We start from the raw sequence: 24311 nt of genomic DNA on the forward strand, positions 1-24311 counted from the left end.
CGACGCTGAAATTGCGTTTTCCGGCGCCGCGGCCAAAAAAGAAAATGCCGCCCGAAGGCGGCATTTTCGCAGTCTTTGCGGCTTGCCTCAGACCTGTTCGAAGGCGCCGTGGCAATGCTTGTACTTCTTGCCGGAACCGCAGGGGCAGGTCTCGTTACGGCCGATCTTGCCCCAGGTGGCCGGGTCGTCGGGGTTACGATTCTCAGGGGAAACGATGACTTCCGACGCCTGGTAGATCGCCGGGGCGAAATCGTCCTCGCCGGTGGTCGGATCCAGGTGATGGGCCTGCATCAGCGGCGGTTCGGGCTCAGGGGGGGCCTGCTGCACCAACTCGACGCGCATCAACTGGGCAGTCACCGCCTCGCGCAGATTATTGAGCAGCGCGGTGAACAGCTCGAAGGCTTCCGACTTGTATTCCTGCAGCGGATCGCGCTGGGCATAGCCGCGGAAGCCGATGACGGAACGCAGATGGTCGAGATTGACGATGTGCTCGCGCCAGAGATGATCGAGCGTCTGCATGACGACCGAGCGTTCGACATAATGCATGATATCGTCACCGAAACGCTCGGCTTTCTCAGTGAAGGCGGCGTTGGTGGCTTCCGTCAGGCGCTCGCGAATATCGTCTTCGCCAATGCCTTCTTCCTTCACCCAGTCGTCGATCGGCAGGTCGAGATTGAGGATGTTCAAAGCACCGGTCTTCAGGCCGGCAGCATCCCATTGTTCGGCATAAGCGCGCTCGGGGATGTGCTTTTCGACCAGATCCTCGATCACCTCACGACGCATGTCGGAAACGGTCTCGGAAATATTGGTCGATTCCATCAGTTCGAGGCGCTGCTCGAAGATCACCTTGCGCTGATCGTTCAAAACGTCGTCATACTTCAAGAGGTTCTTACGGATATCGAAGTTGCGGGCTTCGACCTTCTTCTGGGCGCGCTCCAGGGCCTTGTTGATCCACGGATGGACGATTGCCTCGCCCTCCTTGAGGCCGAGCTTCGTCAGCATGCTGTCCATGCGGTCGGAGCCGAAGATCCGCATCAGGTCGTCCTGAAGCGAGAGGTAGAATTTCGAGCGGCCGGGGTCGCCCTGACGGCCGGAGCGGCCGCGCAGCTGGTTGTCGATGCGGCGGCTTTCATGGCGTTCGGTAGCGATGACGTAGAGACCGCCGGCGGCGAGCGCCTTCTGCTTGAGTTCCTTGATTTCCTCGACGATTGCCTGGACCTGGGCGTCACGCTCCGGACCGGCTTCGACTTCGCCGAGTTCGCGCTCGATGCGCATGTCGAGGTTGCCGCCGAGCTGGATGTCGGTGCCGCGGCCCGCCATATTGGTGGCGATCGTTATGGCACCCGGCACGCCGGCCTGGGCGACGATATAGGCTTCCTGCTCGTGATAGCGGGCGTTCAGCACCTTGAAGTCGTCGAAGCCCTGATTGCGCAGGCGCTCTGCGAGCAGTTCCGATTTTTCGATCGAGGTGGTGCCGACGAGTACCGGCTGGCCGCGCTTGTGGGCGTCGAGGATCTCCTCGATGATCGCCTTGAACTTCTCGTCGAAGGTCCGGTAGACCTCGTCGTCCTCGTCGAGGCGCTGGATCGGCAGATTGGTCGGAACCTCGATGACGTCGAGATTGTAGATGTTGGCGAATTCTTCTGCTTCCGTCTGCGCCGTACCGGTCATGCCGGCAAGCTTGGCGTACATCCGGAAATAGTTCTGGAAGGTGATCGAGGCCAGCGTCTGGTTTTCCGGCTGAATCTGCACCCTTTCCTTGGCTTCGAGCGCCTGGTGCTGACCTTCCGAATAACGGCGGCCCGGCATCATTCGGCCGGTGAATTCGTCGATGATGACGACTTCGTCGTTGCGGACGATATAGTCCTTATCGCGCTGGAACAGCTTGTGGGCCTTCAGCGCGTTGTTGACATGGTGGACGATCGCGACGTTCTCGATGTCGTAGAGTGCGTTGCCCTTCAAAAGGCCGGCCTGACGAAGCAGGTTTTCCAGCTTCTCGGTGCCCTCTTCGGAGAAGTTGGCCGAGCGCTGCTTCTCGTCGATCTCGTAATCGCTGGGCACCAGCATCGGAATGTAGGCGTCGATCGTATTATAGAGTTCGGAGCGGTCGTCGAGCGGACCGGAGATGATCAGCGGCGTGCGCGCCTCGTCGACGAGGATCGAGTCCACTTCGTCGACGATCGCGAAGTTGTGGCCGCGCTGGACCATCTGGTTCTTCTCGTACTTCATGTTATCGCGCAGATAATCGAAGCCGAGTTCGTTGTTGGTGGCGTATGTGATGTCGCAGGCATAGGCCGCGTGGCGTTCCTCGTCGGAGAGGCCGTGGACGATGACGCCGGTAGTCATGCCGAGGAAGCTGTAGACGCGGCCCATGGTCGCGGCATCGCGCTGGGCGAGGTAATCGTTGACGGTGACGACGTGCACGCCCTTGCCGGAAAGCGCGTTCAGATAGACCGGCAGGGTGGCGACGAGGGTTTTGCCTTCGCCGGTCTTCATCTCGGCGATCGCATTGGAATGCAGGATCATGCCGCCGACCAGCTGTACGTCAAAAGGTCGCAGGCCGAGAACGCGGCGCGAGGCTTCGCGCACGACGGCAAAGGCCGGGATCAGAATGTCGTCGAGCGTCTTGCCCTCGGCAAGCAGCGCACGAAACTCTACGGTCTTTGCCGCGAGCTGCTCGTCCGTCAGGGCCTTGGTCTTCTCTTCGATAGAGTTGATGGCAGTGACGTTCGGCTGGAAGGACCGCACGCGGCGGTCATTGGAAGATCCAAACAACTTGCGGGCTAGACCGCCAAAGCTGACCATATGACTGGTCCTTTCTCAAATATTCATCCCCGACGTTTGTTGTTCGCGGCCCAGCCGAAAATCAGGCGCGCGGCTAAAACGCCCGGAAACTGTTCTGGACGCGAGGTTGCGTGACAGATAAGAGGGGGGTCGAATGATGTCAACGGATTTGGCGGATACAGAAAGGCCACAATCCGGTGTTGATGGCTATTTTGGGCCGATTCAGGCGATGCTGAAACCGGCGATGTAACTGTGAAGGGTATTTCATGTTGAGCACCAACAAACTTGCCGTACTGGCGTTTGCAACTTTAGTTGCGCTCCAGGCCCCGGCCTATGCCGATGACGCCGTCATCGCCAAGGTCGGCACGCTGGAAATTCACCAGTCGGAACTCGACCTCGCCGTCGCCAATCTCGACCCGCAGCTGGCGCAGCTTCCCGATGACCAGAAGAAGGTCGCAGCCCTTTCCGCCGCCATCGACGTGAAGCTGCTCGCTGCCGACGCTGCGGCCGAGAAGCTCGATCAGACCGACGAATTCAAGAAGCGCATGCAGTATCTCACCGACCGCGAGCTGCACAACGCCTACTTCAAGAAGCATGTCGTCGACATCGTGACGCCTGAGGAAGTCAAGGCCCGCTACGACAAGGAAGTGGCTGCTCTGCCGAAGCAGGAAGAAGTTCACGCCCGTCATATCCTCGTGAAGACCGAGGACGAAGCCAAGGACATCATCAAGCAGCTCGACGCCGGCAAGGATTTCGCCGAACTCGCCAAGGAAAAGTCCACCGATCCGAACAAATCGGAAGGCGGCGACCTCGGCTATTTCTCGCGCGGCCGCATGGTCAAGGAATTCGAGGACGCGGCCTTCGCGATGGAGAAGGGCACCTATTCCAAGACGCCTGTCAAAACCGATTTCGGCTATCACGTCATCAAGGTCGAGGATAAGCGCGACGCCGCGCCGCCGCCCTTCGAGCAGGTGCAGGATCAGGTTCGTCAGCTCGTCATGCGCGACAAGTATCTTGAGCTTCTGAACAAGGCGAAGGCCTCCGCCAAGATCGAAATCACCGACGAGACGCTGCGCAAGGGTTACGATCAGGCCAACAAGCAGCCGGAGCCGGGCAGTGAGCCCGTCGCGCCGGCGCCGAAGCAGTAATATTCGCATCAGGGCCCGGTTTTTCCGGGCCCTTTACTGCATAATTCCTTAAATCGGAATCGATTTAAGGGCAAAATTATGCAGCAATTTTAAAGTGTTACAGCGTCCTTTGCGCGTCTGAAAAGACGCGCGGCGCTGTAATATCGTTGTTGTTGCATTTCCGGACGGCGAACCGGTTTCCATTTCGCCTGGAAATGCCCATTGACAGGCTTCATCATGTCCGGTTCCGTCTCTCCGCTCGCTCCGAAATCCTTCGTCTCGATGCCGCCGCTGCGCGGCGTGCGCATGGCGACGGCTTCCGCCGGTATCAAGTACAAGAACCGCACCGACGTGCTGATGATGGTCTTCGACAAGCCGGCGGCTGTTGCGGGGGTCTTCACCCGTTCGAAGTGCCCGTCGGCTCCGGTCGATTTCTGCCGGGCCAATTTGCCGCATGGCACTGCCCGCGCCGTCGTCGTCAATTCCGGCAATGCCAATGCTTTCACCGGCCTGAAGGGCCGGCAGGCGACCGCACTAACGGCGAAGTCGGCTGCATCTGCGGTCGGCTGCGCTGAAAACGAAGTCTATCTGGCCTCGACCGGCGTCATCGGCGAACCGCTCGACGCCACCAAATTCTCAGGCGTTCTGGAGCGGATGCGGGACGAGGCGACCGGCGATTTCTGGTTCGAGGCCGCCAAAGCGATCATGACGACCGACACCTATCCAAAAGTTTCGACCCGCAGCGCTGAGATCGGCGGCGTCGTCGTGACGATCAACGGCATTGCCAAGGGCGCCGGCATGATCGCGCCCGATATGGCGACGATGCTTTCCTTCGTCGTCACCGATGCCGACATCGCGCCCGAGGTGCTGCAGGTGCTTCTGTCCGATGGCGTCGGTCCGACCTTCAATTCCATGACCGTCGACAGCGACACCTCCACTTCCGATACGCTGATGCTGTTTGCGACGGGTGCAGCGATCGAGGACGGCCAGGCCCGTATCGAACGCGCCGACGACCCGCGCCTTGCCGCATTCCGGGCCGCGCTCAACGACGTGCTGAAGGATCTTTCGCTGCAGGTGGTGCGTGACGGCGAGGGCGCGACCAAGATGCTCGAAATCACCGTGACGGGCGCCGAGAGCGATGCCGCAGCCAAGCGCATCGGACTGTCGATCGCCAATTCGCCGCTGGTCAAGACGGCGGCCGCCGGCGAAGACGCCAATTGGGGCCGCATCGTCATGGCGGTCGGCAAATCGGGCGAGATGGCCGACCGCGACCGGCTCGCCATCTGGTTTGGTGACATCAGGGTCGCCGTCAATGGCGAACGCGATCCCGATTATTCCGAGGAAGCGGCCTCGAATGTCATGAAGGCGCAGGATATCCCCGTCAAAGTGGACATTGGACTCGGCGCGGGTTCGGCAACCGTCTGGACCTGCGACCTCACCAAGGAATATGTTGCGATCAATGGCGACTATCGGAGCTGATCGTTCTTTGGTGCAGGCATTGATCTCTTCACACAATCTACCGCTGGTGCGCAGACTGGAGGCCGTCGGTTTCCGTGCTTGGCCGGCGGCATCTGTGCAATATGACGGCAGCTGGCAGGTACGGCTGACCGCCGGCCATCCGTCCAATCGGTTGAATTCGATTGTGCCGCTCGATCCCTCGGATCATCGCGACGTCGAAATCCGCCTGGAAAAGGCAAGGCGGAAGTTCGAGGCTTATGGCCGCGCCGCCGTCATCCGCCAGACGCCGCTTGCTTCGCCGGTGCTGATCGAGCTTTTGCGCGCGCAGAGCTGGACGCGGTTCGACGAGACGGTGGTGATGACCTGCGACCTTGCCGAAGCCGAGCTGCCGGATACGCTCGATCACCTGCCGACCCATGATGTCGGCCGTTTCGTCGATGCCAACCTCGCCGTCGATCGCGCGCCACTGAGCTTGAAGCCGGCGCTTGCCGAAATCATTTCGGCGATCAAGCCGCCGTCGGGCCTGTTCATGATCGAGAACGCGGCGGACGGCCCGCTTGCGACCGTGCTCTGCGTCCAGGACAACGACCTAGCCGGCATCATGTCGCTTTCGGTCTCCGAAACGCGGCGGCGCGAGGGACTGGGTACCGAGATCCTGACCTCGGCGTTGCGCTGGGCGCGCATGCGCAGCGCCCGGTCGGCCTGGCTGCAGGTGAAGCTCTCCAACCGTCCGGCCATCGCACTCTATGAACGCCTCGGTTTTCGCGACGCCTATCATTATTGCTATTGGCAGCAGGAGCCGCGATGAGCGATGCCGGCCGGAAGATATTGCTGGTCGTCGCCTGTGCGCTGATCGATGCCGACGGGCGTATCCTGTTGGCACAGCGCCCCGAGGGCAAATCGCTTGCCGGGTTGTGGGAGTTTCCCGGCGGCAAAGTCGAGCCTGGCGAGACGCCGGAGGAAACGCTGGTGCGGGAGCTCGAAGAAGAGCTCGGCATCAACACCAAGATCGCCTGCCTAGCGCCGCTGACCTTCGCCAGCCATTCCTACGAGACCTTCCACCTTTTGATGCCGCTTTATATCTGCCGGCGCTATGAGGGCATTCCCCAGGGCCGCGAGGGCCAGGCACTGAAATGGGTGCGTCCGCAGGCGCTGCGCGATTACCCGATGCCGCCGGCCGACGAGCCGCTCATCCCGATGCTGCAGGATTTACTTTAAAGCGCATCATGCCATCCGGATTCGGATGATGCGCTTTAGTCTTTGTCTTTTGCATGATGTATCCTCGGAACCGCTGCAAATTTCCCGATGATATGTATTAGCGTTACCTGATTATTATCACGTCGAGCCATTTTCGGCTGTGGATATTAATGGATCGTTTAACACCTTCTGCCAAAGATCGGCCTCAATCAAGCATCTGGCGTGCGTGTATTAAAAGGCTTGACGTCATGGACGATGATTTCTGGAAAGCTGTCCGGGAAAAGGAACGGGTTTCGTCTGCCTCGCGCAGGACGGGTGCGCTCAATATCGCTCTTCTGTTCGGCACGGCGGTGGTCGCCCTGACGCTTATCCTGACGCCGATGCTTGCGGATTCCTCGAAGAAGAGCGTCTTTGCCAGCGCGCCGGTTGAATTCGACACGATGACAACCGGATCGATCCCGAAGAGCGAAAGCGGCAAGCGTTATACGATTCGCCGCAGCGTCCTCCAGGATACGCCCGGTTCGGTCTGCGTCGTCCAGGGCTATGGCGTCGGCGCCGGTTGCTGAAAAATGCCGGCCATCGCCCGATGGTCGTGGAATGGTCGTTTGCTGTCAGTTCGCGCCGGGGGTTGGGGTCATGCGTCTTTTGAAAGCATTTCTTGCAGATAACAGAGGTGCGACGGCCATCGAATACGGTCTGATCGCCGCGATCATTTGCGGCGCGCTCGTTTCGGGTCTCGGGTTCTTCACCGGCGCCCTTCAGAATGTCTTCAACGTGATCAACAACGGTATGCCCGCGAATTGAAGAGGCAACCGGCTCTTACTGGCTGAGCTTGTGCTCGTCCACTTTCAGCGCATCGGCAAGGCGTGCCTTGGCCGAACCCGGCCTCAGCGGCTTTTGCTGGCTTTCGTGCGGCGCCCATCCCGAGACATAGATGATCGAGAAGGTCGCGCGGATGCGCCTGTCTGGATCGGAATAGCGCTCGGCATAGATCTCGGCTGCACGCAGGAAGAAGGCGCGCGTCAGCGGCACCCGGCCGCGGGCTGCAAGCGGATTGCTCATGCCCATCGCTTTCAGATCGCGCATCAGCGGAAATAGCGAATCATATCGGACCGTGTAGTTTTCCGCGTCGATCACCGGCAGTGTGAAGCCGGCGCGCTGCAAGAGGCTGCCGACATCGCGCACATCGGCGAAGGGGATGACACGCGGGCTGGCGCCGCCGGTCATTTCGACTTCGGCGGCCAGCAGCACGTCGCGCAGCTCCTGCAGCGTGCCGGCACCCGGGATGGCCGCCAGGAACAGGCCGTCCGGCTTCAGAGCGCGGCGGATCTGGATGAAGACGCCTGGCGTATCGTTGGTCAGATGCAGGCTGAGAGGAGCAAGGATGAGATTGGCCGATTGCGGTTCTAGCGGCACGTCCTCAAGCGGCGCCTCGATCAAGGTTTCGCCTGGGCCCGCATAGGCCTTCTCGCTCTCGATGCGGATCATCGTGCCGATCTTGCCGGTCGCCAGCGCGGCCCGGGCGACGGCCCCAGTCGCGCCATGAAGTTCGACGGCGGTCTCGAAGGTCCGTTCGACCACAGCAAGCCTTTCCGCCATTTCCTCAGCGGCGATGTCGAGCAGAAAGGCGGCTTTCGGGTCGCTATTGGCAAGCGCGCGATGGCGATGCGCGGCGATCAGGGTTTTGTCGAAGATCGTTTCCATGACGATGTCCTTAGTCCCGCTCCGTAGTAGCAGCAAGGTGATTTTCCTTTGGAGGAGAACAGGCTAGTCTCGACGCCATGGGGCCGATTGATTTCGAAAGACCGGCGGAGTTCTTGCGGGCGCAGCTCTTGCGGCCGTTTTCGGCGCTTGCCGATTTTCTCTATCCCCCGGCCTGTTCCGTCTGCGGCATTTCGGCCAGTGGCCATCGCGGGCTCTGCGCAAAGTGCTGGTCCGGGATCCGCTTCATCGAGCGGCCCTTTTGCGAGGTGCTCGGCATTCCCTTCTCGCATGATCTCGGCGCCGGCATCCTCAGCGCCGAGGCGATTGCCAACCCGCCGCCCTTTGATCAGCTGCGCTCGGCTGCGACCCACGACCATGCGGTCCGCGATCTCGTGCATGGGCTGAAATATCGCGACCGCACCGATCTGGCGCCGATGATGGCAGCCTGGATGCTGCGGGCTTCCGACGGGACGGTCGAAAGCTGCGATGCGCTGATCCCGGTGCCGCTGCACCGCACCCGTATGTTTACGCGCAAATTCAACCAGGCAGCCGAGCTTGCCCGCCATATGGCAAGGCTCTCGGGCAAGCCGCTACTGGCCGCCACGCTTGTGCGCGTCAAGCGCACCAGCCAGCAAGTCGGCCTTGGCGCGAAGGCACGCGAGGACAATGTCAGAGGCGCTTTCGCGATCGCCAAGGGTTGCGAAAACGACATTTTCGGCAAGCGCATCGTCCTCGTCGACGACGTCTATACAACAGGGGCGACGGTGGCTGCGGCAAGCCGGACGCTGCGCAAGGCGGGCGCGGCCGAGATAACGGTTTTGACCTTTGCAAGGGCTCTCTCCGAGCCTATATGACAGAAATACCCGGCATCGGTCTGGAGAGCTTATGGTACCCGTCACCATCTATACGCGGCAGTTCTGCGGTTATTGCACCCGCGCCAAATCCCTTCTCGAAGAAAAGGGCGTCGACTACATCGAGCACGATGCGACATATTCACCGGATCTTCGCCAGGAAATGATCGGCAAGTCCAACGGCCGCACCACTTTTCCGCAGATTTTTATCGGCCCCGATCATGTCGGCGGTTGCGACGACCTGTTTGCGCTCGACCGGGCCGGCAAGCTCGATCCGATGCTGGCGGCTTGAGGAAGAACCGATGAGCTTCAAGGCCGCCGCCGTCCAGATGTGCTCCGGGGTTGATCCGGTGAAGAACGCCGCCACCATGGTACGGCTGGTGCGCGAGGCCGCTGCCCAGGGTGCGACCTACGTGCAGACGCCCGAGATGACCGGCATGCTGCAGCGCGATCGCGCCGCGGCGCGCGCCGTGCTCGCAGACGAGGCGCATGACATCATCGTCAAGACCGGCTCCGAGCTTGCGAGGGAATTCGGCATCCACATGCATGTCGGATCGACGGCGATCGCGCTGGCCGACGGCAAGATCGCCAATCGCGGTTTCCTGTTTGGGCCCGACGGCAAGATCCTCAATCGCTACGACAAGATCCACATGTTCGACGTCGACCTCGACAATGGCGAGAGCTGGCGTGAGAGTGCCGCCTATACAGCCGGCTCGGAGGCGCGGGTCCTGTCGCTACCCTTTGCCGAAATGGGCTTCGCGATCTGCTATGACGTGCGTTTTCCGGCGCTCTTCCGCGCTCAGGCGGTTGCCGGCGCCGAGGTGATGACAGTTCCCGCCGCCTTCACCAAGCAGACCGGCGAGGCGCATTGGGAGATATTGCTCAGGGCACGTGCGATCGAGAACGGCGTCTTCGTCATCGCCGCCGCGCAGGCTGGCCGCCACGAGGACGGGCGCGAGACCTTCGGCCATTCGATGATCGTCGATCCCTGGGGCACGGTGCTGGCATCGGCCGGCGCCACAGGGGAGGCGGTCATTATCGCCGAGATCGATCCCGGCGCGGTCAAGGCTGCGCATGACAAGATCCCGAATCTCAGGAATGGCCGGGAATTTTCGGTCGAGAAAATTGCGGGAGCAGTCGCCGGAGGCGTCGCCGCTTGATTCGCTATTCCCTCAGCTGTGACAATGCCCATGAATTCGAAGGTTGGTTTTCCGAAAGTGCCGATTTCGACCGTCAGGTCGCGACCGGTTTCCTGACCTGTCCGGTCTGTCATTCCGCCGCCGTGTCCAAGCTGCTGATGGCACCGTCGGTTTCGACCGCGCGGAAGAAGGACGAGAGGCAGACGCTGGCGATGAATGCCATGCGTCAGGAGGCCCTGCAAAAGCTCAAAGAAGCGGTCGCGGCGGTCAAAGCCAATTCCGAGGACGTCGGCACGCAGTTTCCCGAGGAAGCCCGCAAGATCCACTATGGTGAGGCGGATGCCCGCGGCATCATCGGCCAGGCGACGGTCGATGAGGCGCAGGCGCTGCTCGAAGAGGGCATCGAGATCGCCGCCATTCCTGTGTTGCCCGAGGATGTGAATTAAGCCTTCAAGTCATCCGTCGAAGGATGCGGGCGTAATCGCGCGCGCCATGCAGGATACGCATTACCTGCACGGTCGAATCTTCAATTCGATAGAAGATAAGGTAGTTTCCGAAAGGACGTCTCCGAACTCCTGTCAGCCGTGGCAACCGGAGTTCGACAAAGGCATGCGGCATGTCTGTAATCTCCATGCATGCGGAGCGCAATTCCTCCATGAATGGCAAAGCGCGTGCCGGATTTTGTTCAAGAATATGCCGACCAACTGTGAGCAGATCGGCGCGGGCAGCTCGCGAAAAAACAACCCTCATCGAGGGCGGAGCTTGTCCAGACCAAGTTCCGCATAGACACTGTCGAACGCCTCGTCGAGGGACATGACCTGTCCCGCTTCCAGATCGGCGATGCCCTTTTGTAACTCGTCTTCCAGTTCGTGAACGCGTCGATCATCATCGTAGCGCTCGCGGAGCACACTTTCGATATAGTCGCTGCTCGATTTATAGGCGCCGCGGGCGACCTCGTCGCGCACATATTCTTCGAGACGAGGCTCAAGGGTAACGGTAACTTTTGCGGCTTCGCCCATCGGTTTTCCTTTCGGATGACCGGATCACCTTATCACAATTTTGCGGGCGTAAGGACTTTGCTCTACGCCCCGCGCTTGGCCAGCAGCATATAATTGACGTCCATATCCTTGGACAGGTTCCACTGGTTCGACAGCGGATTGAAGAAGACGCCGGTGCGGTCGGTGATTTCGAGGCCGCTTGCCGTCAATGGCTTTTCCAGCTCTTCCGGACGTACCAGTTTCTCATATTGATGGGTGCCGCGCGGCAGCCAGCGCAGGATGTTCTCGGCGGCGAAGATGGCGAGCGCTGCCGCTTTCATCGTGCGGTTGATGGTGGCAACGAAGATCAGGCCGCCAGGGCGGACCATTTTCGCGCAGGTGGTCATGAAGAACTCGACGTCGGCGACGTGTTCGACCACTTCCATGTTCAAGACGATGTCGAAGGTTTCGCCGGCGTCGGCGAGTTCCTCGGCGGTGACGGCGCGGTAGTCGACCGAAACGCCCGAGGCTTTCGCATGGGTCGAGGCGATGCCGATATTCTTCTCCGACGGATCGGCGCCAACGACCGAGGCGCCCATGCGGGCGACCGGTTCGGACAACAGACCGCCGCCGCAGCCGATATCGAGTACACGCAGGCCGTCCAGCGGGCGGGCGCCTTTCGGATCGCGGCCGAAATTCTCGCAGGCCTTGTCTCTTATATAGGTGAGGCGGACGGGATTGAACTTGTGCAGCGGCTTGAACTTGCCGGTCGGGTTCCACCATTCTGCCGCCATCGCCGAGAAGCGGTCCACTTCGCCCTGGTCGATCGTGCTTCTGGCGCCTTCCGTCATCGTCCACTCCTTCGTTCTTGATACGTGAAGTCGGACGATCGAGGGCATAAGTCAAGGGCGCAGACCAAGGGACGGATGAGTGCGAAGCCGTTCGCCAATTGCTTTTATCGCGCGCGCTTGCCTCCCCCCGCCAAACTCGCTAAGAGACGCCGCAACTTGGGGCCTTGGGGACCTAGGCTTTTTGAGCGGTTCCAGAAGTCGGGAGCCCAGCTCTCTGGCCAAGCGGTCCGCCCTAGAGCTTTCGTGATGCCGGGTCCGGTTTTCCGCTTTCCCGGCGCCAGTCGTGGTAGAGGCATATGGCACGCATCGTAATGAAATTCGGCGGCACGTCCGTCGCTGACTTGGACCGCATCAAGAACGTTGCCCGCCATGTCAAACGCGAAGTCGATGCCGGCCACGAGGTGGCGGTTGTGGTGTCGGCCATGTCCGGCAAGACCAACGAGCTGGTCGGCTGGGTCCAGGGCATGCCGAAGGTGATCGGCGCCAATTCGCCGTTTTACGATGCGCGGGAATATGATGCGGTGGTCGCCTCCGGCGAGCAGGTGACCTCCGGGTTGCTGGCGATCGCATTGCAGGCGATGGATATCAATGCGCGCTCGTGGCAGGGATGGCAGATCCCGATCCGCACCGACAACGCGCATGGCGCGGCGCGCATCATGGAAATCGACGGTTCCGACATCGTCAAACGGATGGGCGAGGGGCAGGTTGCCGTCATTGCCGGCTTCCAGGGACTGGGACCCGACAACCGCCTCGCGACGCTCGGACGCGGTGGATCGGATACTTCGGCCGTTGCCATCGCGGCAGCTGTCAAGGCGGATCGCTGCGATATCTATACCGATGTCGACGGCGTTTACACGACCGACCCGCGCATCGTGCCGAAAGCGCGCAGGCTGAAGAAGATCGCCTTCGAGGAAATGCTCGAGATGGCTTCCCTCGGCGCCAAGGTGCTGCAGGTGCGCTCGGTCGAGCTTGCCATGGTGCACAAGGTGCGCACCTTCGTGCGCTCGTCATTCGAAGATCCCGATGCTCCGGGCATGGGCGATCTGCTAAACCCACCCGGAACGCTGATTTGTGACGAGGATGAAATCGTGGAACAGGAAGTAGTCACCGGCATCGCCTATGCCAAGGATGAGGCTCAGATCTCGCTTCGCCGTCTTGCCGACCGGCCGGGCGTTTCCGCGGCGATCTTCGGGCCGCTCGCCGAATCCCATATCAATGTCGATATGATCGTCCAGAATATTTCCGAGGACGGGTCGAAGACCGACATGACCTTCACCGTGCCGTCGGGCGACGTCGAGAAGGCGATCAAGGTGCTCGGCGACCATAAGGAGAAGATCGGCTACGATGTCGTGCAAAACGAATCGGGGCTGGTGAAAGTGTCGGTCATCGGCATCGGCATGCGCAGCCATGCCGGCGTTGCCGCTACCGCATTTCGTGCACTTGCCGAAAAAGGTATCAACATCAAGGCTATCACCACCTCCGAGATCAAGATTTCCATCCTGATCGACGGCCCCTATGCAGAACTCGCTGTCAGGACTTTGCATTCCTGCTACGGTCTGGATAAGAATTGATTCCCAGTGGGTGGCCTGCCCCTTCAGGTTGAGGAGACGAGGGCCGGCCCGCCGGGAATGAGCGCGTTGTTTCGGGAGCTTGAGACGCCATGAGAGACCTTTCCGGCGGTCCGCGCGTGCTGCTCAGGCGGCTGCGCGAGTTGATGGCGGAGCCGCTGGAGCCGCAGGATCGTCTTGACCGGATCGTCCGCCAGATCGCCGGCAACATGGTGGCGGAGGTCTGCTCCGTTTACGTGCTGCGGGCCGACGGCGTGCTCGAACTCTTTGCGACCGAGGGTCTCAACCGCGAGGCCGTGCACTTGGCGCAACTGAAGATGGGGCAGGGCCTGGTCGGCACGATCGCGGCCTCGGCCCAGCCGCTAAACCTTTCCGACGCGCAGTCGCACCCTGCCTTCCGCTACCTGCCGGAAACGGGCGAAGAAATCTACCATTCCTTCCTCGGCGTGCCGATCTTGAGAACCGGGCGCTCGCTCGGCGTTCTCGTGGTGCAGAACAAGGCGAGCCGCACCTATCGCGAGGAAGAGCTGGAAGCGCTCGAGACGACGGCAATGGTGCTTGCCGAAATGATCGCCACCGGCGAGCTGAAGAAGATCACCAAGCCCGGCCTCGAACTCGACCTGACGCGTTCGGTGACCGTCGACGGCGACACGTATAATGACGGCATCGGCCTCGGCTACGTCGTGCTGCACGAGCCGCGCATCGTCGTCACCAATCTGTTGAACGAGGATGCCGAGAAGGAAATCCGGCGGCTGGCCGAAGCTATGGGCTCGCTGAGGATCTCGATCGACGACATGCTGTCACGTCGCGACGTGTCGATGGAGGGCGAACACCGCGAGGTGCTCGAAACCTATCGCATGTTCGCGCATGACCAGGGCTGGGTGCGCAAGCTCGAGGAGGCGATCCGCAACGGACTGACGGCGGAAGCGGCGGTCGAGAAGGTGCAGAGCGACACCAAAGCGCGGATGATGCGGTTGACCGACCCCTATCTGCGCGAACGCATGCATGATTTCGAGGATCTGGCGAACCGGCTGCTCAGACAATTGACGGGATATACCGGGCGGACGACCGCCGAAGGTTTCCCCAACGACGCGGTCGTCGTGGCGCGTGCCATGGGGGCGGCCGAGCTGCTCGATTATCCGCGTGCCAATGTGCGTGGGCTGGTGTTGGAAGAAGGCGCGGTGACGAGCCATGTGGTGATCGTCGCGCGCGCCATGGGTATTCCGGTCATCGGCCAGGCAGCCGGTGTGGTGGCGCTCGCCGAGAACGGCGATGCCGTGATCATCGATGCCGACGCGGGACATGTGCATCTGCGGCCGATGGCCGATCACCGGCGTTCCTACGAGGAAAAGGTTCGCTTCCGCGCCAGGCGGCAGGAACAGTTCCGGGCGCTGCGCGCCGTCGAGCCGGTGACCAAGGATGGCCAGCGGATCGCGTTGATGATGAATGCCGGGCTGCTGGTCGACCTGCCGCAGCTTTCGGAATCGGGTGCCGAGGGCATCGGCCTCTTCCGTACCGAACTGCAGTTCATGATCGCCTCCACCATGCCGAAGGCGGACGAGCAGGAGCAGTTCTATCGCAATGTGATAAAACAGGCGGCGGGCCGCACCGTCACCTTTCGTACGCTCGATATCGGCGGCGACAAGGTCGTGCCGTATTTCCGCGGCCATGAGGAAGAAAATCCCGCGCTCGGCTGGCGTGCCATCCGGCTGTCGCTCGACCGACCGGGACTGTTGCGCACCCAGCTGCGCGCACTGCTGAAGGCATCGGCAGACACCGAGCTGAAGCTGATGGTGCCGATGGTGACCGAGGTTTCCGAGCTGAAGATCGTGCGCGAGCTGTTGCAGAAGGAAGTGCAGCACCTCTCGCGCTTCGGCCACGGGCTGCCGCGCAAGCTGCAATTCGGAGCGATGCTGGAGGTGCCTGCACTGCTTTGGCAGCTCGATGAACTGATGGAGGCGGTCGATTTCGTCTCGGTCGGTTCGAACGACCTCTTCCAGTTTTCGATGGCGGTCGATCGCGGCAATGCGCGGGTCTCGGACCGCTTCGATCCGCTCGGCAAACCGTTTTTGCGCATCCTGCGCGATATCGTGCGCGGGGCGGACCGGAACAAGACGCCGGTGACGCTCTGCGGCGAACTCGCCAGCAAACCGATCTCGGCGATGGCGCTGCTCGGCATCGGCTTCCGTTCGATCTCGATGTCGCCGGCCTCGATCGGACCGGTGAAGGCAATGCTGCTCGGGCTCGATGTCGGGGCGCTGACCAAGGCGATGGACGAGGTGCTGGACGATATCCACGCCATGATGCCGATGCGCGAGGTGCTTGCCCGCTTCGCCGAAAGCCACAATATTCCCCTTTAGGCAGAGACTAAGAAGAATCGGAGTGAAGGGTGGCGAAGCTTCCCGTTGAAAAGATGCGCGAGCTGGAACGTCGTTTCGGCGAGATCGAAGCGCGCATGTCGGCCGGTCCGGCTGCCGATGTCTATGTGAAGCTCGCATCCGAGTATTCCGAGCTTCAGCCCGTCGTGACGAAGATCCGCGCCTATGAGAAGGCGATCGCCGAGCTTGCCGATCTCGAAACGCTGCTGGAGGACAAGTCGGTCGACCGCGAAATGCGCGACCTTGCGGAGCTGGAGCTGCCCGAGGTGAAAGAGCAGATCGAGGCGCTTGAGCAGGAGATGCAGATCCTGCTGCTGCCGAAGGATGCCGCTGACGAAAAGAGCGCCATCCTCGAAATCCGCGCCGGCACAGGCGGCTCGGAAGCGGCCCTTTTTGCCGGCGATCTCTTTCGCATGTACGAGCGTTTCGCGGCGGAGAAAGGCTGGAAGGTTGAGGCGCTCTCGGCGAGCGAGGGCGAAGCCGGCGGCTACAAGGAAATCATCGCGACGATCACCGGCAAGGGCGTGTTCGCCAAGCTGAAATTCGAATCCGGCGTGCATCGCGTGCAGCGTGTCCCGGCGACCGAGGCGGGCGGGCGCATCCATACGTCGGCCGCAACGGTGGCGGTGCTGCCGGAGGCCGAGGAGATCGACATCGAGATCCGCCAGGAGGATATCCGTATCGACACGATGCGCTCTTCGGGTGCTGGCGGCCAGCACGTCAATACGACGGACTCGGCGGTGCGCATCACCCATTTGCCGAGCGGCATCGTCGTCACCAGCTCGGAAAAATCGCAGCACCAGAATCGCGCCAAGGCGATGCAGGTGCTGCGCTCCAGGCTCTACGATGCCGAGCGGCAGAGGGCCGACAGCGAGCGCTCCGCCGACCGCAAGAGCCAGGTCGGCTCCGGCGACCGCTCGGAACGCATCCGAACCTATAATTTCCCGCAGGGCCGCATCACCGATCATCGTATCAATCTGACGCTCTATAAGCTCGACCGGATGATGGAAGGCGAGATCGAGGAGGTGGTGGATGCGCTGATGGCTGATTACCAGGCCAGTCAGCTGGCGCAGCTCGGCGAGCAGCAATGAGTTCGACGGTCGCCGATATGCTTTCCGAAGCGCGCCGCCGCTTCACCGAAGCAGGTATCGTCGACCCGGCGACCGATGCGCGGTTGCTTGTCGCGGGTCTTCTGAAACTATCGCCGACCGAGCTTTTGACGCGATCGTCCGAGAGGCTTTCTTCTGAGCAGGCTGAGATGATTTTCAAGGCGGTGGAGCGGCGGCTCGGTCATGAGCCGGTGCATCGCATTCTCGGCGAGCGGGAGTTCTACGGCCTGCCGCTTCGGCTGTCGGTGGAAACGCTGGAACCGCGGCCGGATACCGAAATCTTGGTCGATACGGTGCTTGTCTATCTCAAGGACCTTGCAAAGGCACAAGACCGCCTCCATATTCTTGATATGGGAACCGGGACAGGGGCGATATGCCTTGCGCTTTTGAGCGAATGTCCTGAGGCGTCAGGTATCGGCAGCGACATATCGGCGGATGCACTTCGAACGGCAAGATCGAATGCGGAAAGACACGGACTACAGGATCGTTTTCAAGCCGTACAGTCGAGATGGTTCGAGAGCATTCAGGGTTCGTTTCACGTGATTGTCTCAAATCCGCCCTATATTGCCTCCAATGTCATTCACGATCTCACTCCCGAAGTGACGAAATTTGATCCGGTTGCGGCTCTGGATGGCGGCCTGGATGGGCTTGACGCCTACAACGCCATCGCCAAAGATGCTGCGAGGTTCATGAGGCCCGATGGGGTCGTTGGGCTGGAAATCGGCTACGATCAGCGAAACGATGTGACGGCGATTTTTGAAGCGAAGGGCTTCAAGTGCGTCAAATCCGTAAAAGATTATGGTCAGAACGATAGGGTGCTCGTGTTCGCGCTCGCGTGACAGGCGATAATTGCTGCATCGAACAGGACATGATTGTTATTGCGAAGAAAAGGCTTGGATTTCCCAGGGAAGCAATATAGGTTGCGAGCACGTGTTGGGCAGATAGGAATGAACGAGATTCGTTCGGTACTTGGTTTGCCTCGGGGGTCCGCTCTTTTAAACGAGAGTTTCAACGGTTGAACACGACCCAATGCGTGAATCAGTCAATCTGACTTGAAAACCAAGCGGCAGGTCGGCGCAAAGGCGCAGTATGCTCGCGGCACAAAGGTCCTGACCCGCTTTTCGGTCATGGCGGTTGGTGCCATGTATCCATCATAAACAGAGAATTCAGGTGAACGATCTATGAGGCCAGGACAGCAGAACAAGCGCGGTCGAGGGCGTGGTAACAACAATAACGGCGGCGGCGGCGGAAGTAACAATAACAATAACAATAACAACAATTTCAACCGCAAGGGCGGCAATCCGCTGACCCGGACCTATGACAGCTCCGGCCCCGATGTGAAGATTCGCGGTACTGCACAGCATATCGCCGAAAAATACGCACAGCTTGGCCGCGACGCCCAAAGCTCTGGCGACCGCGTCATTGCCGAAAACTATCTTCAGCACGCCGAACACTACTATCGTATCATCGCCAGCGCCCAGGCGCAGATGCAGGAACGCTTCCAGCGCGACGATCGCGGCGAGTATGATCGCGATGGTTCGGATCGCGACGGTGTGGATCGTGACGGCGACGATATGGACGGCAACGACAATGACGGCGATGATGTCGTTATCGTCCAGCCGCCGCAGAGCAGGCAGCAGCACCGGCCGCAGGCACAGCCGCAACCGACGCCTGCCCCGGCGGCTGCCCCGGCACCCCAGCCCGAGGTGATCGACGGAACCGGCCCGCAGCCGGAGATCGAAGGCATTCCGGCCGAGGTCGCTATGGATGAGGAAGGCTCCGGCGGTCAGCCGCGCCAGCCCCGCCGTCGCAGCACTGGCAGCCGTCCCCGTCGCCCGCGTCGCGGCGCTGAGGGCGAAGCAGCCGCTGAGGGCGAAGGTTCCTCCGGCGAGGCGCCGGTACTGGCCGACGCCGCATCGGAATGAGGATTTCGCTTCTCCTTCAGGGGAGCGTGAGGTTCATGCCATCCGTTAGAATTCAACGAAAATCCCCGGCCTCGCGCCGGGGATTTTCATTTTATCGGCTCTTTAAACTCGCAGAATAGGGTACCATATTCTCCTCGATTGCTTCGCCCAAATCAGAGATGGGCCAAGCGCGGCCTGCCTTTTCAGGAGGTCGATCTCAATCATCGGTCTGCGCCTCATAAGGGCAGGGCGATCCATGGAGGTAGAATATGAATATCGAGAAATACTCCGAGCGGGTGCGCGGCTTTATCCAGTCGGCGCAGACTTATGCGTTGGCGCAAGGTCATCAGCAATTCACGCCAGAACATGTGCTGAAAGTCCTGCTCGATGACGACCAGGGCATGGCGGCGTCGCTGATCGAGCGCGCCGGCGGCGATGCCAAGGCTGCGCGCCTCGCCAATGACGCAGCGCTGGCTAAACTGCCGAAAATTTCCGGCGGTAACGGCAACATCTATCTGGCGCAGCCGCTCGCCAAGGTGCTCTCGACCGCCGAAGATGCGGCGAAGAAGGCCGGCGATAGCTTTGTCACCGTCGAGCGCCTGCTGCAGGCGCTGGCGATCGAATCCTCGGCCTCGACCTTTTCGACACTGAAAAACGCGGGCGTGACGGCCCAGGGCCTGAACCAGGTCATCAACGACATCCGCAAGGGCCGGACGGCGGATTCTTCCAATGCCGAGCAGGGTTTCGATTCGCTGAAGAAGTTCGCACGCGATCTCACTGCCGAAGCCCTCGAGGGCAAGCTCGACCCGGTGATCGGCCGCGACGACGAAATCCGCCGCACCATTCAGGTGCTTTCGCGCCGTACCAAGAACAATCCTGTGCTGATCGGCGAACCCGGTGTCGGCAAGACGGCGATCGTCGAGGGTCTGGCGCTGCGCATCGTCAACGGTGACGTGCCGGAATCGCTGAAGGACAAGAAGCTGATGGCGCTCGATATGGGCGCGCTGATTGCCGGTGCGAAATACCGCGGCGAATTCGAGGAGCGGCTGAAGGCGGTGCTCAACGAGGTGCAAGCTGAGAACGGCGAGATCATCCTGTTCATCGATGAGATGCACACGCTGGTCGGTGCCGGCAAGGCCGATGGGGCAATGGACGCTTCCAACCTGTTGAAGCCCGCTCTTGCCCGCGGCGAGCTGCATTGCGTCGGCGCGACCACGCTCGACGAATATCGCAAACATGTCGAAAAAGACCCGGCTCTTGCCCGCCGCTTTCAGCCGGTCGTCGTCGACGAGCCGACGGTCGAAGACACGATCTCGATCCTGCGCGGCCTGAAGGAAAAATACGAACAGCATCACAAGGTGCGCATCGCCGATGCGGCGCTGGTCGCGGCTGCGACGCTTTCCAACCGCTATATCACCGACCGTTTCCTGCCCGATAAAGCGATCGACCTGATGGACGAGGCGGCGGCGCGGTTGCGCATGCAGGTGGATTCCAAACCGGAAGAACTTGACGAACTCGATCGTCGCATCATCCAGCTGAAGATCGAGCGCGAGGCGCTGAAGAAGGAAACCGACGTCGCCTCGGCCGACCGGCTGAAGCGGCTGGAGACCGAACTGACGGGGCTCGAAGAGGAGGCCGACGCGCTGACGGCCCGCTGGCAGGCGGAAAAGCAGAAGCTGGGACTTGCCGCCGATCTCAAGAAACAGCTCGACGATGCCCGCAATGAACTGGCGATTGCCCAGCGCAAGGGTGAATTCCAGCGCGCCGGCGAGTTGACCTACGGCGTCATCCCCGATCTGGAAAAGCAGCTGGTCGACGCCGAGAGGCAGGATGGCGAACGCGGCGCGATGGTGCAGGAGGTCGTTATCCCCGACAACATTGCCCATGTCGTTTCCCGCTGGACCGGCATTCCGGTCGACAGGATGCTGGAGGGCGAACGCGACAAGCTGCTTCGGATGGAAGACGAGCTGGCGAAATCGGTAATCGGCCAGGGCGACGCGGTTCAGGCGGTTTCGCGCGCTGTGCGCCGCGCCCGCGCCGGTCTGCAGGATCCGAACCGGCCGATCGGCTCGTTCATTTTCCTCGGCCCGACCGGCGTCGGTAAAACGGAACTCACCAAGGCGCTCGCCCGCTTCCTTTTCGACGACGAGACGGCGATGGTGCGCATGGACATGTCGGAATATATGGAGAAGCACTCGGTTGCCCGGATGATCGGTGCGCCTCCGGGCTATGTCGGTTATGACGAAGGCGGGGCGCTGACGGAAGCCGTGCGCCGCCGGCCCTATCAGGTCGTGCTGTTCGACGAGATCGAAAAGGCGCATCCAGACGTCTTCAACATCCTGCTGCAAGTGCTGGATGACGGACGTTTGACGGACGGCCAGGGGCGGACCGTCGATTTCCGCAACACGATGATCATCATGACCTCGAACCTCGGCGCAGAATATCTGACGCAACTCAAGGACGGCGACGACAGCGATACTGTTCGCGAGGAGGTGATGGAGGTCGTGCGCGGGCATTTCCGGCCGGAATTCCTGAACCGCATCGATGAGATCATTCTCTTCCACCGCCTGAAGCGCGAGGAGATGGGCGCGATCGTCGATATCCAGCTGAAGCGGCTGGTGGCGTTGCTGTCCGAACGCAAGATCGTCATCGACCTTGACGAGGAAGCCCGCCACTGGCTGGCGAACAAGGGTTACGATCCGGTCTACGGCGCAAGGCCGTTGAAGCGGGTGATCCAGAAGTTCGTGCAGGATCCGCTGGCCGAGCAGATCCTGTCCGGCCAGGTGCCTGATGGATCGACGGTGAAGGTGACAAGCGGTTCGGACCGGCTGCAGTTCAGGACGCGGCAGACGGTGAGCGAAGCGGCCTAAGCCGCTTCCGGATGAATGAGAATGGCGGTTTCGGCCGCCATCTATCGTTCGGTGGGGCCGGACGACACTTCAGGTCATTAGCGTGCCGGCGATGACCGGGGCTACTTGCTCGCCAGCTGATCTGCCGTCTGATTGTTCAGCAGCGTATCGATACGCTTGCGCTCGTCCTCGAACTTGGCCAGCGCCTCGCCCTGCAGCGATTTTCCGCCCGGCAGACGGATGCGCAAGGGATCGACCTTGGTGCCGTTGACGATCAGCTCGTAATGCAGGTGCGGTCCGGTGGACTCGCCCGTCGTGCCGACCCAGCCGATCACCTGGCCCTGGCGGATCTTGGCGCCGGGCGTGACACCCTTGGCAATGGCGCTCTGGTGATTGTAGGAGGATTCATAGCCGTTGGCGTGGCGGATGATCGTCTGGTTGCCGTAACCGCCGGAATCCCAGCCGGCTTTTTCAACCGTGCCGTTGCCGGCGGCGATGATTGCCGTACCGCGGGGTGCCGCCCAATCGACACCGGTGTGCATGCGGGCGAAACCGAGGATCGGGTGACGGCGCATGCCGAAGCCCGATTTGAAGATGCCGTTCGGAACCGGGTTGCGCAGCAGGAACTGGCGGATGCTTTTGCCGTTCTCGTCGAAATAATCGACCGTGCCGTCCTCGGGATCCTGGAAGCGGTAGAAGCGCGTCTGCGTGTCGCCGAAACGGGCGTTGACGTAGAGCAGTTCGGAATCCTCGGTCGCCTGGCCGGCACTGTCGGCGACGGAGAAGAAGGCCTCGAGACTATCGGTCGACCGCAGCTGCGCCTGGAAATCGACATTGCTGGCGAGCAGCTTGATGATCAGCGCCGTCATATCCTTGGTCATGCCGTAGGACAGGGCCGCGCGATAGATGCCGTCATAGACCCGCGGCAGGTTCTGGCCGGGGGGCGGCGCGAAAGAATTGTCATCGAAGGCGGTGGCGATGGCATCCAGCATCGGCGGCTCGCTTCCGGGCACGTATCTGCCCTTGTCGTCGACGGCCACGGTGACGAGATGGCGCGTGCCGCGATAGACGCTGGCTCGGATGATCTTTGCCTGCTCGCCCTTCTGAATGATGCCGATGCGCAGCACGTCGCCCTTGTCGAGGTCGGGGGAACCCAGTTGCTGCGAGATAAACCCGGCAATGCCATCGGCATATTGCTGCGGATAGCCGGAATCCGTCAGCGCCTTGGCGATCGGCGTGTCGACGCGGACAGGCAGAATGTCGTCGGCGAACTCCTCGGTCTGCGGCGTGATCGATTCCGATGCGGAGACCGTCATGTTCTGTTCGAGCACGCGAGCCGACAGGCCGGCAGTAAGATCGACATCGGCGTCCTCATTGGAGAAGCGGCGCGGATCGACGTAATAAAGGGCTGCAAGCTGTGTATTGCCATCAGTCAGCACCGAGCCATTGGAGCGAACATTCTCTTCGACTTCTTCGAGCGACAGGCCGGACGCCATCTTCATGCTGCTCTTGCCGGTCGGGAAGGAAATGGTCTTCAGGCTGACTTCGGATTCGACATCGGAGCCGTAAAGCGCGCCGGTGCGGCTTTGCGGGGCGGGCTGCGGCTCGTCGGCGGAAAAGATCGCCAGGGGATCAAAGTCGGGATAGTCCTCGGTCGCCACATGGTTGGCGGCCAGCGTCATCTTCACATGCGCGAAGGGCTGGCGGCGAACGACCTCTTTCTCGCCGTCGTGGACGACGGTCGAAACTTCCATGATGGCACGGTCGGACGGTTTTGCTGCAATAGCGGGCGCGATCAGCCTTCCGCCGCGCACCACTGTCGTATCCTCATGCGCGTCCGCCGCCGCACTCGCATAGGCCTCGGCGGGGATCGCCAGCTGCTGGCGGCCGTCAAGGGCGGCAAAAAGCGCGACGCCCATCAGGACGGAGGATGTAATGCCGGTGAGGAACGTGCCCGAGAGCCAGCGCAAGGAAACCTCGCGGCGGTCGGGCGCGCGCCTGCCGTCGGCCAGAAGCGGAGGCTCGTTGCCCAACGAGCGGATCATCATTTTCTCCGTCATCATGGCAGTCGGGTCCGCGTCCTTACATCAGGCGTCTCTGGAAGCATTTCTCGGCCATCCTGGCTGGGGCGAAAGATGTGCATATTATAGGCATGGAAGTCAAATCGCACAGGGAAAGGCAGTCTGCCTGCATTTGCCTGTGTGAATCGTGTGTCTCTTAAGACAGCAGATTGTGATGATGTCGGGGCGCAGGGGAGCGGAAAGGGCATTCTTCCCCGGAAAAGTCGAAAGAGGTTCATTTTCCTGGCCGTGTCAGGTCGGTCGGAATCCGGGAAACGATCGTATTTACACGATGCCCTAAATTTCGTGTGCAAAAACAATTGCTTGGAAGAAAAATTACTTTTTTCAGAAAGCA

Annotated in this window: 22 protein-coding genes; 16 read left to right on the forward strand and 6 right to left on the reverse strand. The window is 61.1% G+C overall.

Annotated elements, in window-relative coordinates:
• Positions 1-87: 87 nt before the first annotated feature.
• Positions 88-2805, reverse strand: coding sequence for a preprotein translocase subunit SecA (gene secA, locus RCCGE510_RS19470; RefSeq protein WP_007632755.1), 2718 nt, complete (start codon positions 2803-2805; stop codon positions 88-90).
• 245 nt (positions 2806-3050) lie between these two features.
• Between secA and RCCGE510_RS19475 the strand changes: the two genes are divergently transcribed.
• The 6 genes from RCCGE510_RS19475 (at position 3051) to RCCGE510_RS19500 (ending at position 7370) form a co-directional block, all read left to right on the forward strand.
• Positions 3051-3932: a peptidylprolyl isomerase gene (locus RCCGE510_RS19475; protein ID WP_007632756.1), complete on the forward strand. Its 882-nt coding sequence runs from the start codon at positions 3051-3053 to the stop codon at positions 3930-3932.
• A gap of 216 nt (positions 3933-4148) precedes the next feature.
• Entirely contained in the window at positions 4149-5390 is a 1242-nt protein-coding gene (gene argJ, locus RCCGE510_RS19480) for a bifunctional glutamate N-acetyltransferase/amino-acid acetyltransferase ArgJ (RefSeq protein ID WP_007632757.1), read from the forward strand.
• Positions 5371-6177, forward strand: coding sequence for a GNAT family N-acetyltransferase (locus tag RCCGE510_RS19485; protein ID WP_007632759.1), 807 nt, complete (start codon positions 5371-5373; stop codon positions 6175-6177). The genes argJ and RCCGE510_RS19485 overlap by 20 nt, the downstream gene beginning before the upstream one ends.
• Positions 6174-6587 (forward strand): 8-oxo-dGTP diphosphatase MutT, encoded by a 414-nt coding sequence (gene mutT, locus RCCGE510_RS19490; protein ID WP_007632760.1) that lies wholly within the window; start codon positions 6174-6176, stop codon positions 6585-6587. Before RCCGE510_RS19485 ends, mutT begins: the two co-directional genes overlap by 4 nt.
• Before the next feature lie 227 nt (positions 6588-6814).
• On the forward strand, positions 6815-7132 hold the full coding sequence (locus RCCGE510_RS19495; RefSeq protein ID WP_007632761.1) for a hypothetical protein: 318 nt from the start codon (positions 6815-6817) through the stop codon (positions 7130-7132).
• A 70-nt stretch (positions 7133-7202) separates the two neighbouring features.
• Complete coding sequence (locus RCCGE510_RS19500; RefSeq protein ID WP_007632762.1) at positions 7203-7370, forward strand: Flp family type IVb pilin; 168 nt, start codon at positions 7203-7205, stop codon at positions 7368-7370.
• Between the two features lie 15 nt (positions 7371-7385).
• Here RCCGE510_RS19500 and RCCGE510_RS19505 read toward each other — a convergent pair whose 3' ends face one another.
• On the reverse strand, positions 7386-8270 hold the full coding sequence (locus RCCGE510_RS19505; protein WP_007632763.1) for a methyltransferase domain-containing protein: 885 nt from the start codon (positions 8268-8270) through the stop codon (positions 7386-7388).
• A 77-nt stretch (positions 8271-8347) separates the two neighbouring features.
• Here RCCGE510_RS19505 and RCCGE510_RS19510 point away from each other — a divergent pair, with 77 nt between their 5' ends.
• Genes RCCGE510_RS19510 through RCCGE510_RS19525 form a run of 4 tightly spaced genes read left to right on the forward strand, consistent with a single transcriptional unit; the run spans position 8348 to position 10706 of the window.
• Complete coding sequence (locus RCCGE510_RS19510) at positions 8348-9124, forward strand: ComF family protein (protein WP_007632765.1); 777 nt, start codon at positions 8348-8350, stop codon at positions 9122-9124.
• Positions 9125-9155: 31 nt separating this feature from the next.
• Positions 9156-9413, forward strand: coding sequence for a glutaredoxin 3 (grxC, locus tag RCCGE510_RS19515; RefSeq protein ID WP_007632767.1), 258 nt, complete (start codon positions 9156-9158; stop codon positions 9411-9413).
• A gap of 10 nt (positions 9414-9423) precedes the next feature.
• The gene (locus RCCGE510_RS19520; RefSeq protein WP_007632768.1) at positions 9424-10281 is read left to right on the forward strand and encodes a carbon-nitrogen hydrolase family protein; all 858 of its coding nucleotides are present in this window, start codon (positions 9424-9426) and stop codon (positions 10279-10281) included.
• Positions 10278-10706: a DUF1178 family protein gene (locus tag RCCGE510_RS19525; protein ID WP_007632769.1), complete on the forward strand. Its 429-nt coding sequence runs from the start codon at positions 10278-10280 to the stop codon at positions 10704-10706. The genes RCCGE510_RS19520 and RCCGE510_RS19525 overlap by 4 nt, the downstream gene beginning before the upstream one ends.
• Before the next feature lie 4 nt (positions 10707-10710).
• Here the strand turns inward: RCCGE510_RS19525 and RCCGE510_RS33565 are convergent, their stop codons facing one another.
• The 3 genes from RCCGE510_RS33565 to ubiG form a co-directional block, all read right to left on the reverse strand.
• Positions 10711-11010 carry a type II toxin-antitoxin system RelE/ParE family toxin gene (locus RCCGE510_RS33565; protein WP_007632770.1) on the reverse strand — a complete coding sequence of 100 codons (300 nt, stop codon included), beginning with the start codon at positions 11008-11010 and terminating at the stop codon, positions 10711-10713.
• Positions 11007-11279: a type II toxin-antitoxin system ParD family antitoxin gene (locus tag RCCGE510_RS19530; protein ID WP_007632771.1), complete on the reverse strand. Its 273-nt coding sequence runs from the start codon at positions 11277-11279 to the stop codon at positions 11007-11009. The genes RCCGE510_RS33565 and RCCGE510_RS19530 overlap by 4 nt, the downstream gene beginning before the upstream one ends.
• Before the next feature lie 62 nt (positions 11280-11341).
• The gene (gene ubiG, locus RCCGE510_RS19535) at positions 11342-12088 is read right to left on the reverse strand and encodes a bifunctional 2-polyprenyl-6-hydroxyphenol methylase/3-demethylubiquinol 3-O-methyltransferase UbiG (protein WP_007632772.1); all 747 of its coding nucleotides are present in this window, start codon (positions 12086-12088) and stop codon (positions 11342-11344) included.
• Positions 12089-12384: 296 nt separating this feature from the next.
• Here ubiG and RCCGE510_RS19540 point away from each other — a divergent pair, with 296 nt between their 5' ends.
• From RCCGE510_RS19540 to clpB, 6 genes are all read left to right on the forward strand, one after another.
• Positions 12385-13659 carry an aspartate kinase gene (locus RCCGE510_RS19540; RefSeq protein ID WP_003566987.1) on the forward strand — a complete coding sequence of 425 codons (1275 nt, stop codon included), beginning with the start codon at positions 12385-12387 and terminating at the stop codon, positions 13657-13659.
• A gap of 89 nt (positions 13660-13748) precedes the next feature.
• Positions 13749-16016 carry a phosphoenolpyruvate--protein phosphotransferase gene (gene ptsP / locus RCCGE510_RS19545; RefSeq protein ID WP_007632774.1) on the forward strand — a complete coding sequence of 756 codons (2268 nt, stop codon included), beginning with the start codon at positions 13749-13751 and terminating at the stop codon, positions 16014-16016.
• A 29-nt stretch (positions 16017-16045) separates the two neighbouring features.
• Entirely contained in the window at positions 16046-17125 is a 1080-nt protein-coding gene (gene prfA / locus RCCGE510_RS19550) for a peptide chain release factor 1 (RefSeq protein ID WP_007632776.1), read from the forward strand.
• The gene (prmC, locus tag RCCGE510_RS19555) at positions 17122-17982 is read left to right on the forward strand and encodes a peptide chain release factor N(5)-glutamine methyltransferase (protein WP_007632777.1); all 861 of its coding nucleotides are present in this window, start codon (positions 17122-17124) and stop codon (positions 17980-17982) included. Before prfA ends, prmC begins: the two co-directional genes overlap by 4 nt.
• Positions 17983-18324: 342 nt before the next feature.
• Positions 18325-19068, forward strand: a complete 744-nt coding sequence (locus RCCGE510_RS19560; protein ID WP_007632779.1) for a DUF4167 domain-containing protein — start codon at positions 18325-18327, stop codon at positions 19066-19068.
• A 248-nt stretch (positions 19069-19316) separates the two neighbouring features.
• Positions 19317-21917, forward strand: coding sequence for an ATP-dependent chaperone ClpB (gene clpB, locus RCCGE510_RS19565; RefSeq protein ID WP_007632781.1), 2601 nt, complete (start codon positions 19317-19319; stop codon positions 21915-21917).
• A 101-nt stretch (positions 21918-22018) separates the two neighbouring features.
• Here the strand turns inward: clpB and RCCGE510_RS19570 are convergent, their stop codons facing one another.
• On the reverse strand, positions 22019-23959 hold the full coding sequence (locus tag RCCGE510_RS19570) for a M23 family metallopeptidase (RefSeq protein ID WP_037079232.1): 1941 nt from the start codon (positions 23957-23959) through the stop codon (positions 22019-22021).
• Positions 23960-24311: the final 352 nt, after the last annotated feature.

This window comes from Rhizobium sp. CCGE 510, assembly GCF_000292525.1.
GTDB lineage: Bacteria > Pseudomonadota > Alphaproteobacteria > Rhizobiales > Rhizobiaceae > Rhizobium.

What these genes read in the sequence shown, in the direction of transcription:
- secA (WP_007632755.1), bottom strand. Translation starts at nt 2,805, where the DNA reads ATGGTCAGCTTTGGCGGTCTAGCCCGCAAGTTGTTTGGATCTTCCAAT.
- RCCGE510_RS19475 (WP_007632756.1), top strand. Translation starts at nt 3,051, where the DNA reads ATGTTGAGCACCAACAAACTTGCCGTACTGGCGTTTGCAACTTTAGTT.
- argJ (WP_007632757.1), top strand. Translation starts at nt 4,149, where the DNA reads ATGTCCGGTTCCGTCTCTCCGCTCGCTCCGAAATCCTTCGTCTCGATG.
- RCCGE510_RS19485 (WP_007632759.1), top strand. Translation starts at nt 5,371, where the DNA reads ATGGCGACTATCGGAGCTGATCGTTCTTTGGTGCAGGCATTGATCTCT.
- mutT (WP_007632760.1), top strand. Translation starts at nt 6,174, where the DNA reads ATGAGCGATGCCGGCCGGAAGATATTGCTGGTCGTCGCCTGTGCGCTG.
- RCCGE510_RS19495 (WP_007632761.1), top strand. Translation starts at nt 6,815, where the DNA reads ATGGACGATGATTTCTGGAAAGCTGTCCGGGAAAAGGAACGGGTTTCG.
- RCCGE510_RS19500 (WP_007632762.1), top strand. Translation starts at nt 7,203, where the DNA reads ATGCGTCTTTTGAAAGCATTTCTTGCAGATAACAGAGGTGCGACGGCC.
- RCCGE510_RS19505 (WP_007632763.1), bottom strand. Translation starts at nt 8,270, where the DNA reads ATGGAAACGATCTTCGACAAAACCCTGATCGCCGCGCATCGCCATCGC.
- RCCGE510_RS19510 (WP_007632765.1), top strand. Translation starts at nt 8,348, where the DNA reads ATGGGGCCGATTGATTTCGAAAGACCGGCGGAGTTCTTGCGGGCGCAG.
- grxC (WP_007632767.1), top strand. Translation starts at nt 9,156, where the DNA reads ATGGTACCCGTCACCATCTATACGCGGCAGTTCTGCGGTTATTGCACC.
- RCCGE510_RS19520 (WP_007632768.1), top strand. Translation starts at nt 9,424, where the DNA reads ATGAGCTTCAAGGCCGCCGCCGTCCAGATGTGCTCCGGGGTTGATCCG.
- RCCGE510_RS33565 (WP_007632770.1), bottom strand. Translation starts at nt 11,010, where the DNA reads ATGAGGGTTGTTTTTTCGCGAGCTGCCCGCGCCGATCTGCTCACAGTT.
- RCCGE510_RS19530 (WP_007632771.1), bottom strand. Translation starts at nt 11,279, where the DNA reads ATGGGCGAAGCCGCAAAAGTTACCGTTACCCTTGAGCCTCGTCTCGAA.
- ubiG (WP_007632772.1), bottom strand. Translation starts at nt 12,088, where the DNA reads ATGACGGAAGGCGCCAGAAGCACGATCGACCAGGGCGAAGTGGACCGC.
- RCCGE510_RS19540 (WP_003566987.1), top strand. Translation starts at nt 12,385, where the DNA reads ATGGCACGCATCGTAATGAAATTCGGCGGCACGTCCGTCGCTGACTTG.
- ptsP (WP_007632774.1), top strand. Translation starts at nt 13,749, where the DNA reads ATGAGAGACCTTTCCGGCGGTCCGCGCGTGCTGCTCAGGCGGCTGCGC.
- prmC (WP_007632777.1), top strand. Translation starts at nt 17,122, where the DNA reads ATGAGTTCGACGGTCGCCGATATGCTTTCCGAAGCGCGCCGCCGCTTC.
- RCCGE510_RS19560 (WP_007632779.1), top strand. Translation starts at nt 18,325, where the DNA reads ATGAGGCCAGGACAGCAGAACAAGCGCGGTCGAGGGCGTGGTAACAAC.
- clpB (WP_007632781.1), top strand. Translation starts at nt 19,317, where the DNA reads ATGAATATCGAGAAATACTCCGAGCGGGTGCGCGGCTTTATCCAGTCG.
- RCCGE510_RS19570 (WP_037079232.1), bottom strand. Translation starts at nt 23,959, where the DNA reads ATGATGACGGAGAAAATGATGATCCGCTCGTTGGGCAACGAGCCTCCG.